The sequence below is a fragment of the Flavobacterium amniphilum genome (genome assembly GCF_023634845.1).
Taxonomy (GTDB): domain Bacteria; phylum Bacteroidota; class Bacteroidia; order Flavobacteriales; family Flavobacteriaceae; genus Flavobacterium; species Flavobacterium amniphilum.
This window is the reverse complement of sequence record NZ_JAMLJL010000004.1, coordinates 225,548-243,390: the sequence shown is the minus strand read 5'-3', so window position 1 is coordinate 243,390 and position 17,843 is coordinate 225,548. Positions and strand designations below refer to the sequence as shown.

12 protein-coding genes are annotated in these 17,843 nt (G+C 35.4%); 10 read left to right on the top strand and 2 right to left on the bottom strand.

The genetic code is table 11. The annotated features are described in order from the left end of the window. Window positions 1–44 precede the first annotated feature (44 nt). Genes NAT51_RS06725 through NAT51_RS06715 form a run of 3 tightly spaced genes read left to right on the top strand, consistent with a single transcriptional unit; the run spans window position 45 to window position 3,917 of the window. The gene (locus tag NAT51_RS06725) at window positions 45–1,040 is read left to right on the top strand and encodes a hypothetical protein (RefSeq protein ID WP_250596857.1); all 996 of its coding nucleotides are present in this window, start codon (window positions 45–47) and stop codon (window positions 1,038–1,040) included. Beyond that, the gene (locus NAT51_RS06720) at window positions 1,003–3,234 is read left to right on the top strand and encodes a hypothetical protein (RefSeq protein WP_250596855.1); all 2,232 of its coding nucleotides are present in this window, start codon (window positions 1,003–1,005) and stop codon (window positions 3,232–3,234) included. The genes NAT51_RS06725 and NAT51_RS06720 overlap by 38 nt, the downstream gene beginning before the upstream one ends. Then, window positions 3,234–3,917, top strand: a complete 684-nt coding sequence (locus NAT51_RS06715; RefSeq protein WP_250596853.1) for a tetratricopeptide repeat protein — start codon at window positions 3,234–3,236, stop codon at window positions 3,915–3,917. Before NAT51_RS06720 ends, NAT51_RS06715 begins: the two co-directional genes overlap by 1 nt. A gap of 13 nt (window positions 3,918–3,930) precedes the next feature. On the opposite strand, the gene NAT51_RS06710 is transcribed toward NAT51_RS06715, so the two are convergent. After that, a complete protein-coding gene (locus NAT51_RS06710; RefSeq protein ID WP_250596851.1) occupies window positions 3,931–10,437 on the bottom strand; it encodes an alpha-2-macroglobulin family protein in 6,507 nt (2,168 codons plus the stop codon). Between the two features lie 200 nt (window positions 10,438–10,637). Here NAT51_RS06710 and NAT51_RS06705 point away from each other — a divergent pair, with 200 nt between their 5' ends. The 7 genes from NAT51_RS06705 (at window position 10,638) to NAT51_RS06675 (ending at window position 16,540) form a co-directional block, all read left to right on the top strand. Next, window positions 10,638–11,993, top strand: coding sequence for a UDP-N-acetylmuramate--L-alanine ligase (locus NAT51_RS06705; protein WP_250596849.1), 1,356 nt, complete (start codon window positions 10,638–10,640; stop codon window positions 11,991–11,993). Window positions 11,994–12,082: 89 nt separating this feature from the next. Next, window positions 12,083–12,766 (top strand): RadC family protein, encoded by a 684-nt coding sequence (radC, locus tag NAT51_RS06700; protein ID WP_250596837.1) that lies wholly within the window; start codon window positions 12,083–12,085, stop codon window positions 12,764–12,766. 4 nt (window positions 12,767–12,770) lie between these two features. Continuing rightward, a complete protein-coding gene (locus tag NAT51_RS06695) occupies window positions 12,771–13,400 on the top strand; it encodes an ABC transporter ATP-binding protein (RefSeq protein WP_250596824.1) in 630 nt (209 codons plus the stop codon). Next, window positions 13,397–14,596 (top strand): ABC transporter permease, encoded by a 1,200-nt coding sequence (locus NAT51_RS06690; protein WP_250596822.1) that lies wholly within the window; start codon window positions 13,397–13,399, stop codon window positions 14,594–14,596. The genes NAT51_RS06695 and NAT51_RS06690 overlap by 4 nt, the downstream gene beginning before the upstream one ends. Next, window positions 14,589–15,062, top strand: coding sequence for a hypothetical protein (locus NAT51_RS06685; RefSeq protein ID WP_250596815.1), 474 nt, complete (start codon window positions 14,589–14,591; stop codon window positions 15,060–15,062). The genes NAT51_RS06690 and NAT51_RS06685 overlap by 8 nt, the downstream gene beginning before the upstream one ends. A 78-nt stretch (window positions 15,063–15,140) precedes the next feature. Next, a complete protein-coding gene (locus NAT51_RS06680) occupies window positions 15,141–15,827 on the top strand; it encodes a YjjG family noncanonical pyrimidine nucleotidase (protein WP_250596813.1) in 687 nt (228 codons plus the stop codon). A gap of 2 nt (window positions 15,828–15,829) precedes the next feature. Further along, on the top strand, window positions 15,830–16,540 hold the full coding sequence (locus tag NAT51_RS06675; protein ID WP_250596801.1) for a hypothetical protein: 711 nt from the start codon (window positions 15,830–15,832) through the stop codon (window positions 16,538–16,540). A 10-nt stretch (window positions 16,541–16,550) separates the two neighbouring features. On the opposite strand, the gene NAT51_RS06670 is transcribed toward NAT51_RS06675, so the two are convergent. Then, the gene (locus NAT51_RS06670) at window positions 16,551–17,840 is read right to left on the bottom strand and encodes a replication-associated recombination protein A (protein ID WP_250596936.1); all 1,290 of its coding nucleotides are present in this window, start codon (window positions 17,838–17,840) and stop codon (window positions 16,551–16,553) included. Window positions 17,841–17,843: the final 3 nt, after the last annotated feature.

Here is a 17,843-nt window from a genome sequence, read left to right as displayed (position 1 = left end):
CGGTTTTTTTATGCGCTTTGTGTATCTTTACCTACAATTAGGCCATGAAAAAAATACTTCTGTTATCGGTTTTTGTATTGCTGCTTTCCTGCGAAAGTAAAGAGGCTCCTTCGGTTTCTTTTTATTACTGGAAAACTTTTTTTAAGCTTACCCCAAAAGAGCAATCTGTCTTGGATGCTAATGAAACCGAAAAAATATATATTCGTTATTTCGATGTCAAACTGGTAAATGATATTCCGGTTCCGGTTGCTCCCGTGCGTTTTGATAAGATTAAACCAAAGAGTAAAATTGTTCCGGTAATCTTCATTAAAAATGAAGTGTTTCTTTCGGATAAAGTAGATGTGTATGATTTGGTGAAAAAGATGCTGCATTTAATTCATCAGATAAATACCAAAAACCGCTTGACAATTCAGGAAATTCAAATTGATTGTGACTGGTCGCTGCAAAGCCGTGATAAATTCATGCTCTTCCTGAAAGAATTAAAAAAGAAATCACCTAAAACAATTTCGGCTACCATACGTTTACATCAAATCAAATATTTTAAGGATACAAAAGTTCCTCCTGTCGATTATGGTGTACTGATGTTCTATAATATGGGTGAATTAAATGCAGATAAAGGAAATTCGATTTACGATAAAACCATCGCCGAACGTTATTTGCCTTCACTGAAAAATTATCCTTTGGAACTTAAAGTGGCTTTGCCGGTTTATTCCTGGATTATCCACAGCAGGAACGGACATGTCGTGAACCTGATTTCTAAAATTGATGCCAAAGAATTTCAAAATAATGCTAATTTTGAATGGAAGGATGATAGGGCAGTGGTAAAAAATAATACCATGACCAAAGGATTCTTTTTTAAAGAAGGGGACCAACTCAAAGTCGAAGCGATTCATGAGGAGGATTTAAAAGAGATGATCGGGTTACTGAAAAAGTACATGCCCAAAAAGCCAAAAGAAATAGTATACTTTGATTTAGATCAAAACAATTTTAATAAACTGACTAATGACGATTTTTTCAAAACCTGTAACGCTGATTTTTAGTTCGATTGCTGTAGTTACAACAGCTGTTTTTTCCTTATGTTCCGATGACGGTTGGGGTATGTATGACTGGACTTCAAACTTTGCTCCTGAATCTTATGTGGATGATAAATCCTATGAGCAGTTATTTTACAGTGCTAATATGTTTTATGGAGATGAATGGTATGATAATGCACATTCAAACCGGTTTGGTTCTTCCATTGTTAACGATTGGAAAAGTTACCTTGGAAATAAAATCAGTGATAAAGATTTGAATTATTATATCCTTAATGACTCTTCAACCAAGGATGTTAAGACTATCACTAAATTGATCTCTACTAATAAAACAGATCAGAAATGGTCAAAAAAATACGATTTGAAAGATGATAAAACACGCAAGTTTTTCACTTTTATCAATCTTGCAAAGTCATTGGAACCTTACACGAATAACACGGCGAATTGGAATTACAACACAGACAGCATGGATGCCATGAATTACATGACTGTTGCCGAAGCTAAGAAAATTGAAAATATTTATAACCTGGCTAAAGACCCATTCCTGAAAAGCCGTTATTGGTTTTTGACCATGAAGGCTTATTTCTATTCTGCAAACAAAAATGAAGCGGTTAATTTTTTCAATAAAACACAGGCTACCCAGGAGCGTAACGATTTATACTATAGAGGAGTTGCTTATTTAGCCGGTGTGATGTATAAAAAGAAAGACTATGCAAGGTCGAACTTTATGTACTCGCTCGTTTTTGATCAATGTCCGAAATTGAGAGTAGTGGCAACTTACTGTTTCCATCCACAGGAAGATAAAGATTTTCAACAGTCATTGGCTATGGCTAAAAGCAACTCGCAGAAAGCATCTCTTTGGGCGCTGTATGGTTATTATGCAGATCCAACACAGGCAATAAGTAAGATTTATGAGTTGGATCCGAAAAACAAACACTTGGATTATTTGCTAACGCGTGCCATCAATATTGAAGAAAATAAACTGAATGCCATCGATTGGAGTTATGAGTACGGGAACAAACCGACAATGAAAAATCAGGTGTTGGATCCTAAATTATACCAATTGGCCACTACAATCGCGAATGCAAAAAATACGAATTCACCTTATATGTGGAATACCGTAGCAGGTTATCTTGAAATTATCAAAGGAAACCATAAAGGAGCAGAAAGTTATCTGGCACTTGCCGAAAAGAATATCCCAAATACGATATTGGCAAAAGAGCAATTAAGGTTATTCCAATTATTCAATACAATTGCTTCTGTTAAAAAAATGGATGCTGCTTCTGAAAGTAAACTGCTTCCTGAATTAAAATGGTTGTTCAATGCAGAAAAATTACGTGCCGAAGGTTCGAAACTCCGTGCCAATTTCTTAACAGCCTGGTCGCGTAATTACATTGCTACTTTATATAAAAAACAAGGGAATGAGGTTTTGGCCGAATTGTTTTTCAGGGAAAAAGAATTCTACCTGAATCCGGAACGCACCGAAAAAATGCAAAATCATTTATTGAAAAGTAATTTTACCGATTGGGAAAAACTTGCGCAATCCTTATATAATGTAAGTCTGGATGATATTTATGAATTTAAAGCAATTAAACTGGCTTATAAAAATCAAATCCAACAGGCAATCGCCGAATTGGAAAAATCAAATAAGAACAAAGAAACGGTTTTATATGGGAATCCTTTCAATGGAAATATCATGGATTGTAACGATTGTGACCATGTCGCTTACCAGAAAACAAAATTCTCTAAAATTTCATTCTTGAAGAAAGTACAGGAAATGCAAAATAGTTTAGCATCAGGTAATGATAAATTCAATAATGCCATTTTATTGGGGAATGCATTTTACAATATGTCCCATTATGGAAACGCAAGATTGTTTTATGCAAATAAGATCATCAATCAATATGGGTATGACATTGATAAGTTGTATCAGGATATGTTGTTCAGTAATAAGTTAAGCCAGGATTATTACCAAAAAGCATTTGCAGCTGCATCAAATGATGAGCAAAAAGCAAAAGCAGTTTATTTGCTCACTAAAATTGAACGGAATGATTTTTACCTTTCTTCTACGTACAAGCCTTTCGAAGTAGATTATATTGTTTTCAACGGTTATAAAAAACTGATGAAAGAGTATTCAAAAACAAAGTACTATCAGGAAGTAATCAGGGAATGTGGTTATTTCAGAAATGTAGCAGGGAACTAATGAAGCATTTCAGATATATACTATTATTGACGGTAAGCAGTCTTTGGTCACAGTCTAATTTTGAAAAAGCGGAGAAGTTGTTTCAGCAGAAACAGTTTGCCCTGGCAAAACCTTTGTTTGAAAATGAGTATAAACAAAAACCGAATGACGTCAAAACCACCGAATACCTCGGTGACATTGCCGGTCATCAAAAGCAATGGGATGATGCCATTTTCTATTATAAAAAGCTGAAAGAAAAATATCCGAAATCGGCTAATTACCATTTTAAATACGGTGGTGCTTTGGGTATGAAAGCTAAAAACAGCAGTAAGTTCAAGGCTTTGGGTATGATAGATGATGTTAAGGAAGCTTTTGAGACAGCTGCAAAATTAGATCCGAAACATATAGAATCACGCTGGGCTCTGGTTGTTTTGTATATCGAATTGCCAGGGATTATTGGTGGTAGTGAATCCAAAGCACAAAAGTATGCAAGCGAACTGATGCAACTGTCAAAAGTGGACGGTTACCTGGCCAAAGGTTATATCGATGTGTATTTTAAACGGTATGATAAAGCCGAAGTTAATTATAAAAAGGCGCATGAAATTGGTCATTCCAAAACTACGTTTGAAAAATTATATGACTTATATTTGAACAAATTAAAGGATAAGGAAAAAGCACAAAAATTAAAAACCGACTTTACTTAAGCCGGTTTTTTTGTTATTCGGTTACTTTAATTTTTGCCGAAGTAGAATGAGCACTGAACTCAGGTGCATACATGCTTTGAAGTGTTGCGATGCCATTGTTGAAACTTCCTTGGTTGTTTACCCTTACGTCATATTCAATAATGTAGGTTCCTTTTTTGATATTGTCGAAAAAGAAATGAGTGGCAACATCTTTAGTGCTTTTGTAATAGCTTAATCCTGCATTGTATTTGTATTCGGAAATCACATCCACAGGTTCTAAGCAAGAAGCTCTCAAATCTTTCAGCTGGACAAATTCCAGATCATTATCGGTTCTTATAATTAAGCGGAACGTAACAATATCACCTAATACAGTTTTTTGATTTTTAATCGGCATTAATTTTTCGCCTTGACTGTCTTTAACTTTCAGGAAAATTTCCTTTTGAATACTCAATCCAGACTTTGATTCGGTTTTGATATTCTCCAAGTTTTCAAAATATTGCCAGTAAGCTCCGCCAAATCCAGGAACTTCTGATTTATTTTCAATGGAAACGGTCTCCATGTCTTTAGTTATTTCTTCGGCTTTCCAGTTTAGTTTTGTATAACCGGTGTTGGTTTCCTTCTTCTTTTCAGTTAATTTCTGCTGTAATACTTTGTCATCTCCAATTTTAAAAACCGTGTTGTCTTTTGTTTCCAGCCAATTAGTTCCCTGAAGAAGCAAGGCATAAATAGCTTCTGTTGTTGCTTTAGTAGTTGCCCAATTATTGGTTTGCTTATTTTTGATCAACCATACTTTTAAGGCATCTACAGTAGTTTTATCATTTTCAATTTCAGAAAAAGCTTCAATGATAAGCGCTTGAGTTTCTATAGGAGATTCATACCAGTAGAGGCCATTTTTATTAGCAATCCAGTACATTCCTTTTTCAGTATCGTGAGAAGCCGTTTCTTTGAAATGTGTGATGATTTTTTTGGCCCAGTCTTTTTCTCCGAAGCGATTGAAAATTAGCGCCAGCTGTGCCTTTTGATACAAGTTATATTGTAGCCAGTTGGTTTTTAGATTGGTTAATTGATTCACAATGTGTTTCTTTCCTTCCTCATTAATTGGATGTGATTTTACATAGAAACTTCGGGTATATAAGTATTGCAGTTCGACCGCATGCTTATTGGAGTCTGTTTTCGTTTTCTGTGAAGACAAAGCAAATTGTTTGTCGATATATAAAATTCCTCTCTTTGTAATTTCTTTGAAGGAAGTCTGTGAATCCGGAAACATAGTATTTAAATGTCCAATACCTGATAGGATGTGCTGCGTGATAAAAATATTATCATCACCGTCTTCAAACCATGAGAAACCTCCTGAAGCTGATTGTTTGTCTTCCAATTTTTCAGTGATTTCTTCAGAAGAATCTTTTAGTTTTTTTAAATCGAATAAATACGCCAAATGCTTGTTTTTTGCTTCCTCGTCGGCATCCAATAACCAAGGAGTTTCCTGTAAAACCAAAGATTTCAGTTCTTCATTCATTTCAAGGCGTGATTTTTTAGTCTCTTTTTTCCATGATTCGAACAATTCGGAAATTTTAGGATTACTGTTAATAATCTGCGTTGCGATAAAATTAGCATAGTAACGTGCAAAAGTCTGTTCGGCACATTCATGTTCGTATTCCATTAAATAGGGCAATGACTGCAAAGCAAACCAAGCCGGATTTGAGGTGTATTCAAAAGTAAACAGATGATTTTTTAAAGTTTTAGAATCATTGTTTTTAAAGTTTTCGAAAGATAATTCTTTTTTAGTTTTTTCCCTTACCCAGATTGGCAATGTTTCTGTAACTAAGATCTTATTGCTGAGGACAGGTAATAAATTTTCTTCCCCGTCACTGAAATTACCGGATTTAGCTGCTATTTTATATTGAATTCCCTGTACACCTTCCGGTACTGTTATTGACCAGTGTAACGGTGTGCTTTCCTTAGGTTTACAGCTAAAGTTTTTCGAGTTGGCAGTATTATGGCATTCCGTGTTGATCAGGTTACCGGTGGCAGCATCATACAATTGTAACACAGCTACGCCTGATTTTGTTTCAGAAGTCATGTTGACCACTTTGGCAGATAGCCTGATTGTGTCATTTTCACGTAAAAAGCGAGGCATGTTCGTCATGACCATTACCTCTTTTTGGGAGATGATTTCGGATTCAAAATAACCGTTTTCTGCTTTTTTATTGTGACCGAATAATCGTAGTCTCCATTTTGTTAAGGATTCCGGAGTGGTAAAGTTAAAACTGATTTTACCATCTGTGTCAGTGGTTAAATGCGGGTAAAAGAAAGCAGTTTCGTTAAAGTTTTTACGTGTTTTAACATTTTCTAACTCTTTTAAAGCCTTTTTGGTGCCAATCAGAATTACTCCGTTTTTGCCTTTTTCACCATATAAATTGGTTGCTTCTTTTTCGGTTAGAATAGTAATGGATGTAATGTCATCCTGCGGGATTTGCTTTAGTGCTGCTAAATCTTGTATTTCCCCATCAATAACAATTAAAGCTTTTTCGTCTTTATTTACCGATGTAATAGTTGGCAATTCAGAGTTACTTACAACGGAGTAGGATGAGGTTACTGCTGATAGTTTTCTTTTAATACCTATTTCATCATCTTCTTCGTAGATTGCTCTTCTGTATCCTTTGAAGAAAAGTAAATCTTTGTCGTTTGATGTTACTACAATTATATTTGGGTTTTTTAATAGTGGCGGGCTTATTTTAAACCCTACTGCGCCAACAACGACTTCTTTTAATTGGTTTTGGTTATCCTCCATAAGAATATTAATGACAGTTTCTTCTCCAACTGTTTCAATAATATCATTCATTCCCATGAAGGAATAAATCAGTTTTTCACCTTCTGCAGCATAGATATGGTAATCTCCGTCAAAATCACTTTGAGTACCCCGGGTTGTGCCCTGAACTACTATGTTTGCTCCAGGAATCGGGCCACTGTGATCAGATATTACACCTGTAATTAATTTTCCGTTTTTTGGAGCATCTTTCATTAACCTTTTCATTTTGTTGATATAGTCTGTTGAGCCTGTTGAATTTTTAAAGTCAAATCCAAACCAGTTCATTTCCGGGGTAAGATTAAATTTCCTGAAATAGATTTTTTTAGACCCCAGATTGAAGGAGATGTATTGATTGTTGTTTTTTTTATAGTTTAAGTGAAAGAAATTGGGAGAATTGGTTTTGTAGAAATACGGCAATTCCCAGTATGTTTTCTCGAATTGATCGAGAGAAGTGTCGTACATAGATGCCAGTATTTCGGTTTCCAATAGGCTGTTATTTACTTTAAATGACCATTTTTCGTTACTGCCGGGTTCGATTTTGTTTCTGAAGGAAATTATTTCAAAGTCGAGTTTATGTTCTATTTCTTCTTTTGAAATTTTGGTGGTTTTATAATAAGTATTATTTTCCCATTGTGTGATAAAATGAAAATCGATGTCTTTTTCTTCTGTAGTCTTAGAAGTTACATAGTAACCTTTACCGTTTTTGATTTCAATGGTTTCAATGGCGGTTAGTTTGAGTCCGATATATTTTCTGACTGTAAGATATAGTTGTGGTAATACCGATTGAAACTCAAATTCAATTTTTTCTTTTGATGTGTTTTCCAGACGTTTGAATGTGAAAACTTCAGAATCGGATTTAATATCAATAAGCGATGCCATTTCAAATGAGCCAGTATCTTCGATGGTGTTGTTTTTGCTGTCTTTAGTTATGGCAATTACAGAATATTCGCCTTTGTCTAAATTTGTAATCTCTATGTTGCGGTTGATTTTGGTATTGAATGCCAGTGTTTGCACCAATGTATCCTGTTCAGTCTTATCTGAGGTATATGGTTCGTGAGGGAATAAAGCCTCGAAATCCTGTTTTGAAATTACGGGTAGATCCGGGCTTTCAAATTGTCTGTTTTTTAAATAGTTTTTTTTCTTTTTTTTGAAAATCTGTAACGTTCCTTCGGTATCAATAGGATAGTTATTATAGGTTGTTGATTGAATTGTGATTGTGTTTTTGTCTTCCTTGAAGAACTTTGCAAACGGACCTCCGTTTCGAGGTATGTAAATGTTTAACCGTAATGTTTTTTGACTTACTTCAACCTTTGTTGAGATACTTCTTGTTTCTCCGTTGCTGTCGGTTACCTCTGCATTAATATTAAAATGGATGTATTCGATTGTTTCATTTTTTGAGTCACTGTCATTGGCAATGAAGTTAATGGTGAATTGCCCGTTTTTATCTGTTTTTATTTCCTCCTGAATATAGTTTGACTGACTTTGGTACCCTTTCACTTTACTGCTGATATTTTTACTAATACTGTATTTTACAGTAGCTTCTGTAATAGGACTTCCTGCTAAGGATTTAGCCGTTCCGGTTATTTTAATGGAATCACCAATGGTTGCATTTTCTTTTAGTTGTTCGAAAACTACTTCAAATGTAGGTCTTTTGTATTCTTCAACTAAAAAGCGGAAACTTCGATTATCCCAATTGCAATAATTCCAAAAGGCATGTTTGTCTTCTTTTTTGTTGTAATAAGAATTATCTTTAGTATTATCTTCGGGTTCATCAACAGTAATTTCAAAAGTCCCAGTCTCCGCATTTTTTGGAATGATAAATTCTCCGGATGCTGAACCAAACTCATTGGTTTGCACTTCAAATTCTTTGAATGTTTTTGATCGGTCGCTAACTTCAAAATTCAAGGTTAGGAAAGGTACTATACTTTTAATGTGATTTTTATCCTGAAAAACAATAGCCTTAAAGTAAACCTTTTGTCCGGGACGGTAAATAGCCCGATCAAAGTATAATTTTATTTGCGCATTGTGGTAACCTTCAGCTTTCTTGTTTACTTTAGTTGCAATGCCAGGTTGGTATTCGTGGCAAAGCGTGTCATTTTTTCGGATAAAATAAATAGTTGAAGGGATACGCTTCTTTGCCTTTTTTTCTTTATCCAGTACTGCTTTGCCGGAAGTGTTTGTTTTTGTAGTTCCGTACAGTGTTTTAATGATTACATCGTTCAATGGTTTACCACTTTCTCTTTCAACAAGAAAATAATCTTCCTGCTTTTCATTCTCGTCTTTGACAAAATCAATATTGGTAACACTGATAATCGCATAGTTTTTATTCAAAACGATGTCTTCATCTTTTTCGGTATCTTCGGTAATAATGAAATAATGGCCAACAGGGAGTTTTTCCAACAGAATTTCAGTAGAATGTTTAGCGTAATCATTTTTATCAGGAAGTAAATGAGTTACTTGTCGAAAAGGAGTTTTACTTTGAATTACAGTAAATAAAGAATCCTTTTTTTGTTTGTTTGTTTCCTTTTTGAATAATTTATTTATTTGGATCTTCTGTTTTGAGTCAATTTTGAAATAAGAAAATTTAATGCTTTTGATGTTTTTGAATTCTATAAAAGCACGGCTTTTTTCGTTGGGATATAGTACTTCTTTCAGGCGGATTAGCAGCTCTTTGTTTAAGATTCTTTGCTTTTTCATTTGAGCATCGGTGATGATATATTCTATTGCTTTAGAATTAATAACCGAATCCAGAATAGCCATTGCCTGAATATTTTTTTGAGGGTTATTCTCTTGAGATTCCTCTAAAATGTTATCTACCTGATCTAATTTTAGTTGTTGTTGTAGATTGTGGTTGTTGGTGCTTTTTGTTAAATTGCTTATTGCAGCATAATGTATTGAGTAGTTGTTAAAAATCTTCTTTATTGTATTATATCGGTTGTATATGGCAAAATCAAGCAATGACTTATCATTAGTAGCATAGTACTTTTCGTCTTCTTGAAGTATTTTGAGGGCGTTTTGTAAATCTTTAGAGAATTCATTGAGAGGAAGAACGGAAAACTTTTCTGAATCCGAATAAAAACCTGAAATGATTTTTTTATCATTAGGAAGTTCTTCTCTTTTCTTCCATTCATTGTTTTTGGATATATAATACTGCAGGATGTTTTTGCTTAGAAACTCATATAATGAATAGTTTTTTGCGTCAGTAAATGAAGGAATTTCAAGGATGTCTTTGTATTGACTGATTGATTTGTTTCTAAGTGTTATTGCGTTTTCCAGCGTTTTAGAAAAAGCCAGATCTATTTCAGCTGTGAAATCTGCCGAAGTCCAAGTTGTAAAATTTTGATTTTTTTCAGATGTTCGGGTTAATTGGTTGATTTTATATTCATTATACTGATAATAATCTTTTAAGATTGTTCCATAAATGAAGTAAAGTATTCCTTTTGAAGCAGGAGAAACTTCATTGATTTCTTTTCTTAACGCTGTTAAAATACTTTCTTGCGCTTTTTCTTCAAAAACCTGTCTGAACTTGGATATGTAAAAAAAGCATTTGATGATTTGTGGTTCATTTTTATCTTTTTTAGCCTGATTGTAAATTTCCAACACTTTTTTGTTAGCCGTTTCGGTTTTGCCATCAAGTTCATTTTGGATTACAATATTCCAATCGGATGCATAATCCTGTGCAAATGCATTGAAAGAAAATAAAAAGGCAGATAAAAATAGAAGTAACCGCATATGTTTTGTTTTTATTTATGGAGGATAATTTTCCTCAAAAGGTTGTGGGCTGTTATGTTTTTACAAAACTAAATTGAAAATAGATGCAGCGAATAGATTTACAACTAAAAATTTCATAAAATCACTTTAACCGCTATCTTTGAGCAAGCTAAATTTGCTTGTAAATTAATAACTGAATTACGAATACATAGATAAACTCCATGAGAACTCACTTCATAGCCATTGGCGGAGCTGCAATGCATAACTTGGCTTTGGCCTTACACAGTAAAGGATATCACGTAACCGGTAGTGATGATGCTATCTTCGAACCTTCAAAATCAAGATTGGAAAAGAAAGGTTTGTTACCTGAAGAAATGGGATGGTTTCCAGAAAAAATCACTGCCGATATCGAAGCAATTATTTTAGGGATGCATGCCAAAGCAGATAATCCCGAATTGTTGAAAGCACAGGAATTAGGATTGAAAATCTATTCGTATCCGGAATTTCTTTACGAACAGTCAAAAAATAAAACCCGTGTGGTTATTGGCGGTTCTCACGGAAAAACAACGATAACCTCGATGATTTTGCATGTGATGCATTACCACAATATAGAAGTGGATTATATGGTAGGCGCGCAATTGGAAGGTTTTGATACCATGGTGCATTTAACAGAAAGCAATGATTTTATCGTTTTGGAAGGAGATGAGTATTTGTCTTCACCAATGGACAGAAGACCGAAGTTTCATTTGTACCAACCTAATATTGCCTTGATTTCCGGAATTGCCTGGGATCATATCAATGTGTTTCCAACATATGAAAATTACGTGGAGCAATTCGAAATTTTTATCCAAAAGATTACAAATGGCGGAATTTTGGTGTACAATGAAAACGATTCGGAAGTTAAACGTGTAGCCGAAAAAGCAGAAAACCCAATCCGTAAAATTGGTTATCATACGCCTGAATATACCGTGCAAAACGGTGTAACATTGTTGGAAACTCCTGAAGGTCCAATGCCTATCGAAGTATTTGGTGCACACAATTTAAATAATCTTGCCGGTGCCAAATGGATCTGTCAGAATATGGGTGTTGATGAAGCTGATTTTTATGAAGCGATCGCAAGTTTTAAAGGTGCGTCAAAGCGTTTGGAAAAGATAGCTGAAAGTGCCAATAAAGTAGCTTATAAAGATTTTGCCCATTCACCAAGTAAAGTGGCGGCCACTACTAAAGCAGTTAAAGAACAATATCCAGACCGAACTTTAGTAGCTTGTCTTGAATTACATACCTATAGTAGTTTGAATGCTGAGTTTTTAAAGGAATACGAAGGTGCTTTGGATCATGCCGATGTGGCAGTGGTATTCTATTCTCCGGATGCAGTTAAAATCAAACAATTGGAAGAAGTGACTTACGAACAGATTGCCAATGCATTTAAACGTGATAATCTGGTGATTTATACCAATCCTGCCGAATTCAAACAATTTCTTTTTAGTAATGACTTTGATAATTCTGCTTTGCTTTTGATGAGCTCCGGAAATTATGGCGGACTCAATTTTGATGAAGTAAAAGAAATGATTAAATAATTTGAAGAGCGATGTAAAAGTCGCTCTTTTCTTTTGTGCGTATTCTAAAATTTATTTTATTTGTCAGTATATCTATAAGCCAATAAATTATGTACACACCAATCAATCAGTGGGCCGAAGACGACCGCCCACGCGAAAAATTCCTTCTCAAAGGAAAATCTGCCTTATCCGACTCCGAATTACTTGCTATTTTAATAGGATCCGGTTCCCGGAATGAAAGTGCAGTTCAGTTATGCCAACGCATCTTAGCTTCTGCTAATAACAATCTAAATCACCTTGGTAAATTAACCGCTAACCAACTGATGCAGTTTAAAGGTATCGGTGAAGCCAAAGCCATAACTATTGCAGCAGCTTTGGAATTGGGCAGACGGAGGAGGGAAGAAGAGACTCCCGAACCTGATAAAATTACTTCCAGTAAAAAGGTTTTCGAAATCATGCAGCCCATTATTGGAGAACTTCCGCATGAGGAATTTTGGGTATTGTATCTTAATAATTCCAATAAAGTTATTCATAAATCGCAAATCAGTAAAGGTGGAATTACAGGAACTCTTGTTGATACGCGTTTGGTTTTTCAAACGGCTCTGGAATATTATGCAACTTCCGTGATCTTAATCCATAATCATCCTTCGGGAAAATTACAGGCTAGTGATGCTGATAAACAAATCACCAAAAAATTGACTGAAGCCGGAAAACATCTCGATATTTTAGTATTGGATCACATTATTGTCACCGAAAAGAGTTATTTTAGCTTCGCCGATGAAGGCATTCTCTAAAAAAATGATTGCAACTAAAAATCTTTCTTTTTCATATAAAAATGAAACTCGTTTTGAGTTTCCGGATATTACCTGCAATGCATCCGAATCAGTTTTGATAACCGGGAATTCCGGAGTTGGTAAAACGACATTATTGCATTTGTTGGGAGGTTTGTTGCGACCGGCTTCCGGAGAAATTATTTTTGATAATGTCAATATCAATCCGTTTTCAGAAAAACAATTAGATGCTTTCCGTGGGAAAAACATCGGAATCGTTTTACAGCAAAGCCATTTTGTGGAATCTATTTCTGTCTTGGAAAATATTATGCTGGCGGCTTGGCTGGCTACCGGGAAAAAAGAGAAGTCAAAAGCAAAAGCACTTTTAGAGCATCTACATCTCGAAAAACACTGGCATAAGCTTCCGTCTCAACTTAGTGTCGGACAGCAACAAAGGGTTTCGATTGCACGTGCTTTAATCAATAATCCCAAAGTGTTGCTGGCTGATGAGCCAACATCCAGTCTGGATGATGCTAATACGCTCAAAGTAGCCGATTTGCTTGAAAATCTGGCAAAGGAATACAATACCGCTTTGATTATTGTAACTCACGATTCAAGATTGAAGCAACGATTCAGTAACCAAATAAATTTGTCATGATCGCTAAGTTAGCCTGGAGAAATATTTGGTTCAAACCTTTGAATACTTTGTTAAGTGTATTGCTCTTGTCGTCAAGTGTGGCAATCATCACACTGTTGATTTTACTACAGAAACAGTTTGAAGAGCAATTTTCCAAAAATGCAGATAATATTGATTTGGTGTTAGGGGCGCAAGGTAGTCCGTTGCAGTTAGTGTTGTCATCGGTGTATCAGGTTGACGCACCAACAGGAAATATCAATTACGATTCGGCGAGGGTATGGATGAAGCATCCTTTTATTCAGTCAGCTATCCCATTGGCCTTCGGTGATAATTACTTAGGTTACAAAATTGTTGGGACAACTCCGGAGTATTTGGAAAAGTTCAATGCGAAAATTGAAAAAGGGAAAATGTTCCGGAAGGAATTTGAAGTGGTTGTCGGAAATGCTATAGCGCAAAAACTTAACCTAAAAGTAGGAGATAAGTTTAATGGAACGCATGGCGATGCCAAAGAAGGTGAGCCACATGAAGAGTTTCAATATGTGGTGACAGGAATCGCTTCGCGCACCGGGAAAGTGATTGATAATCTTGTTTTGTGTACTATCGAAAGTGTTTGGGCCATGCATGGCAGTAATCACGAAGCACATGAAGGTGAGGAGGAACATAATGAGCCTAAGGAAATAACTTCAGTTTTGTTGAAATTCAGAAGTAAAATGGGAATTGTAACCTGGCCGAGAATCATTGCGCAAAACACCAAAATGCAAGTGGCATCTCCGGCAATAGAGATTAACCGTTTGTTCACATTGTTCGGTATTGGGTTGAAAACACTGGAATACCTTGCGTATGGCATTATGTTTATTTCGGGTATCAGCATATTTATTGCACTTTATAACCGATTGAAAGAAAGACAGTATGAATTTGCATTATTGAGGCTTCACGGCGCATCACGTTTGCAAATTCTATCGTTGGTTGTAATAGAAAGTTTATTTTTGTGCGCCGTAGGTTACTTTTTTGGAACAATTATTGGTAGAATAGCATTACGATACCTTTCCAATGCAGCATCAGATGATTTTAAAATGGAATTCAATCCGAATGAAATAATCTGGGAAAAGGAAAGTTATCTTTTTTTAATTACATTGTTTGTTGGTGTCATTGCGGCATTAATTCCCGCAATCAAAGCATACCGTATGAACATATCAAAGACTTTAGCAAATGGATAAAATAAAAATTGTTGTGGTATTATTGGTTTTTGCCCTTTTCGGGTTTCAGAAATCAGAATTGATCAAATCAGAAAAGCAAAAAATAATATTGACAGACACACTGACGTGGAAAAAGCTCGGCCAAATTAAATTCATTAAAAAACCACATAAAGATTATGGATCAATTGATTTTCCGTTAATCAGTCCTGAGGTCAAAAAATACCATAATAAACGAATCTACATGTCCGGGTTTATAGTTCCAATAGACAATGTGAACTATGCCTTGAGCAAAAATGTATTTGCTTCTTGTTTCTTCTGCGGAAAAGCAGGACCGGAAACCATTATGGGAATTAAATTCAAAGCCGGTAAATTGAAATTGCGTACCGATCAATATGTAACACTGGAAGGAATCATGAAAGTCAACGAAAATGATCCGGACAACTGGATGTATAATATTGAAGAAGCAGTTATTGTAAAAGGGAATTAGGGCGTGCCCCTTCGGGTCGCGTGTTACGCGCTACGCGGTAGCTTGCTTCACCCGCTCACGCAAACCATCGATAAAATTATGTATTCAGGTATCAACCATATTTTTTTTGATTTAGATCATACACTTTGGGATTTTGATAAAAATTCAGAGAAAGCATTTGAAGTTGTTTTTGCCGAACTATTGCCGGATCTCAATATGAACGGTTTTATTCAGGTTTATATGCCAATTAATCAGGCGTGCTGGAAATTGTACCAGAACAATCTGATAACCCATAACGAACTGCGGTACAAAAGGTTGAAAGATTCGTTTGATGCTATCAACGTGTCTGTTTCTGATGAACTCATTGATAAGATTTCCGATGAATATATTTTACATTTACCCAATAGCAATCATTTGTTTGAAGGCTGTATTGAAACGTTGGAATATCTGCATAAAAAGTATAAACTGCATATTATAACAAACGGTTTTGCTGAGGTTCAGTTTAAAAAACTCAATAATTCAGGAATCCATCATTTTTTTGATACTGTAACCAATTCTGAAATGGCCGGAGTAAAAAAACCGCATGCCGGTATTTATGAGCATGCCTTGGGTAAAGCACAGGCCGCAAAAACTGAAAGTGTTATGATAGGTGACTGTTTGGATGCTGATGTGGCCGGAGCCATAAATTTTGGGATGAAATCCATATTTTTTAATTCGGAAAATATCGAAGTGTCAAAAGATATTAATCAAATTACTACCTTAGTAGAACTCAAAAATCTATTTTAATTATGAAAAAGATATTTTTTACACTTTTAATATTATCATCGCTTACCGGTTTTTCACAATCTTCCTTGAATGATTATAATATGGCAGTTATTCCGGCAAAATACGAATTTCAAAAAGTAGATAATGAGTATCGGATCAATACAACTATAAAATCATTCCTGAAGCAAAAAGGATTTGAGGCTTATTTGTCGAGTGACCAAATACCGGAAGGTTTTATGGATTATAATTGCAATAAGCTTTTTGTGAATGTTGTGGAAGAAAGTTCTATGTTTTTTACAAAAATCCAGGTTGAATTCAAAGACTGTAAAAATAAAGTCTTATTTGCTACTGATTTAGCTGAAAGTCGTTCAAAAGACCGTACAAAATCGTATAACGAAGCGTTGCTTTTGGCATTGAAGTCTTTTGATAAAGCAAAGTATAAATATTCAGGGAAAACCTATTTTGATGAAGAAGCCCAAGAGAAGCTTAAAGTTAGGGATGTTGAAAATGTTACACTTCAAGTTGTGAAAACTGAAAAAAACGAATCGTTTATCAGAGTAGTTAACCAAATGAACCAGAAAGAACTGATTCTTTATAAAACGTCTAAACCGAATATTTACCTTTCTTCTTATAATGGTAGAAATGGTATCGTGTTTTCTAAAGAAAACGTTTGGGTTTTTGAATATATAGACGGTGATAAAACAACTTCTGAGCCTTTAGAGATTAAGTTGTAATTCTTTCAGATCAATAACCGTATTTGTTTTTCCATCTGTTTTTCAAAAACAGGCGTAACTCTCTTTCCCTTGAATTGTCACCCGGTTCAAAGAATTTCATATCTGAAATCTCTGTTGGCAGAAACTCCTGTTCAGCAAAATTATTCGGGAAATCGTGAGAATATTTGTATTCATCGCCATAACCGAGTTCTTTCATCAGTTTTGTCGGAGCATTCCGTAGATGCAACGGAACAGGTAAATCACCGGTTTGTTTTACGATTTGCTGAGCTTTTCCGATAGCCATATAGCTTGCATTGCTTTTTGCAGATGTAGCCAGATAGACGGCACATTGACTTAAAATGATTCTGCTTTCCGGATAACCTATTGTTGTAACCGCCTGAAATGTATTGTTTGCCATAATCAGGGCCGTCGGGTTCGCATTCCCGATATCCTCTGAAGCCAGTATCAACATGCGTCTCGCAATGAATTTAACATCTTCGCCGCCTTCAATCATTCGGGCTAACCAGTATACAGCGCCATTTGGGTCGCTTCCTCTAATTGATTTAATAAAAGCAGAAACGATATCATAATGTTGTTCGCCTGTTTTGTCATATAGAACGGTATTCTTCTGGACCAATTGCATTACTTTTTCATTGGTGATTTCAATGGTTGATGAGCTTGTCGAAGCATCAGATGCATTAATGACCAATTCGAAAATATTTAACAATTTTCTTCCGTCACCACCCGAAAGACGCAGCAAAGCTTCGGTTTCTTTCATCTCTATGTTTTTTGCTTTTAAAATAGAGTCGGTAGCTAAAGCACGATGTAATAATGCTTCCAAATCTTCTTTGGTAAATGCATTTAATATGTAAACCTGACATCTTGACAATAAAGCGGGAATAACTTCAAAACTTGGGTTTTCGGTAGTAGCGCCAATCAATGTTACCCATCCTTTTTCGACGGCAGCCAATAACGAATCCTGTTGGGATTTGCTGAACCGGTGTATCTCGTCAATAAACAAAATTGGGTTTTTGGCAGTGAACAATCCACCACTCTGTTTAGCCTTGTCGATAACTTCCCGTATGTCTTTTACGCCTGAGTTTATCGCGCTTAGCTCAAAGAAAGGTCTTTGACTTTCACTTGCCATAATTTGTGCCAAAGTAGTTTTTCCAGTTCCCGGAGGTCCCCATAAAATCAAAGAAGGAATGATGCCACGGCCAATTTGGTGTGTAAGGGAACCATTTTCACCAACCAAATGTGACTGGCTTATATATTCCTGTAATGATTTTGGACGGATACGTTCTGCTAAAGGTGCTTCCATGCT

Coding starts and splice junctions, on each gene's coding strand:
- NAT51_RS06675 (WP_250596801.1), top strand. CDS start 15,830: ATGAAAAAGATATTTTTTACACTTTTAATATTATCATCGCTTACCGGT.
- radC (WP_250596837.1), top strand. CDS start 12,083: ATGTACACACCAATCAATCAGTGGGCCGAAGACGACCGCCCACGCGAA.
- NAT51_RS06670 (WP_250596936.1), bottom strand. CDS start 17,840: ATGGAAGCACCTTTAGCAGAACGTATCCGTCCAAAATCATTACAGGAA.
- NAT51_RS06725 (WP_250596857.1), top strand. CDS start 45: ATGAAAAAAATACTTCTGTTATCGGTTTTTGTATTGCTGCTTTCCTGC.
- NAT51_RS06710 (WP_250596851.1), bottom strand. CDS start 10,437: ATGCGGTTACTTCTATTTTTATCTGCCTTTTTATTTTCTTTCAATGCA.
- NAT51_RS06680 (WP_250596813.1), top strand. CDS start 15,141: ATGTATTCAGGTATCAACCATATTTTTTTTGATTTAGATCATACACTT.
- NAT51_RS06690 (WP_250596822.1), top strand. CDS start 13,397: ATGATCGCTAAGTTAGCCTGGAGAAATATTTGGTTCAAACCTTTGAAT.
- NAT51_RS06715 (WP_250596853.1), top strand. CDS start 3,234: ATGAAGCATTTCAGATATATACTATTATTGACGGTAAGCAGTCTTTGG.
- NAT51_RS06705 (WP_250596849.1), top strand. CDS start 10,638: ATGAGAACTCACTTCATAGCCATTGGCGGAGCTGCAATGCATAACTTG.
- NAT51_RS06720 (WP_250596855.1), top strand. CDS start 1,003: ATGACGATTTTTTCAAAACCTGTAACGCTGATTTTTAGTTCGATTGCT.
- NAT51_RS06695 (WP_250596824.1), top strand. CDS start 12,771: ATGATTGCAACTAAAAATCTTTCTTTTTCATATAAAAATGAAACTCGT.
- NAT51_RS06685 (WP_250596815.1), top strand. CDS start 14,589: ATGGATAAAATAAAAATTGTTGTGGTATTATTGGTTTTTGCCCTTTTC.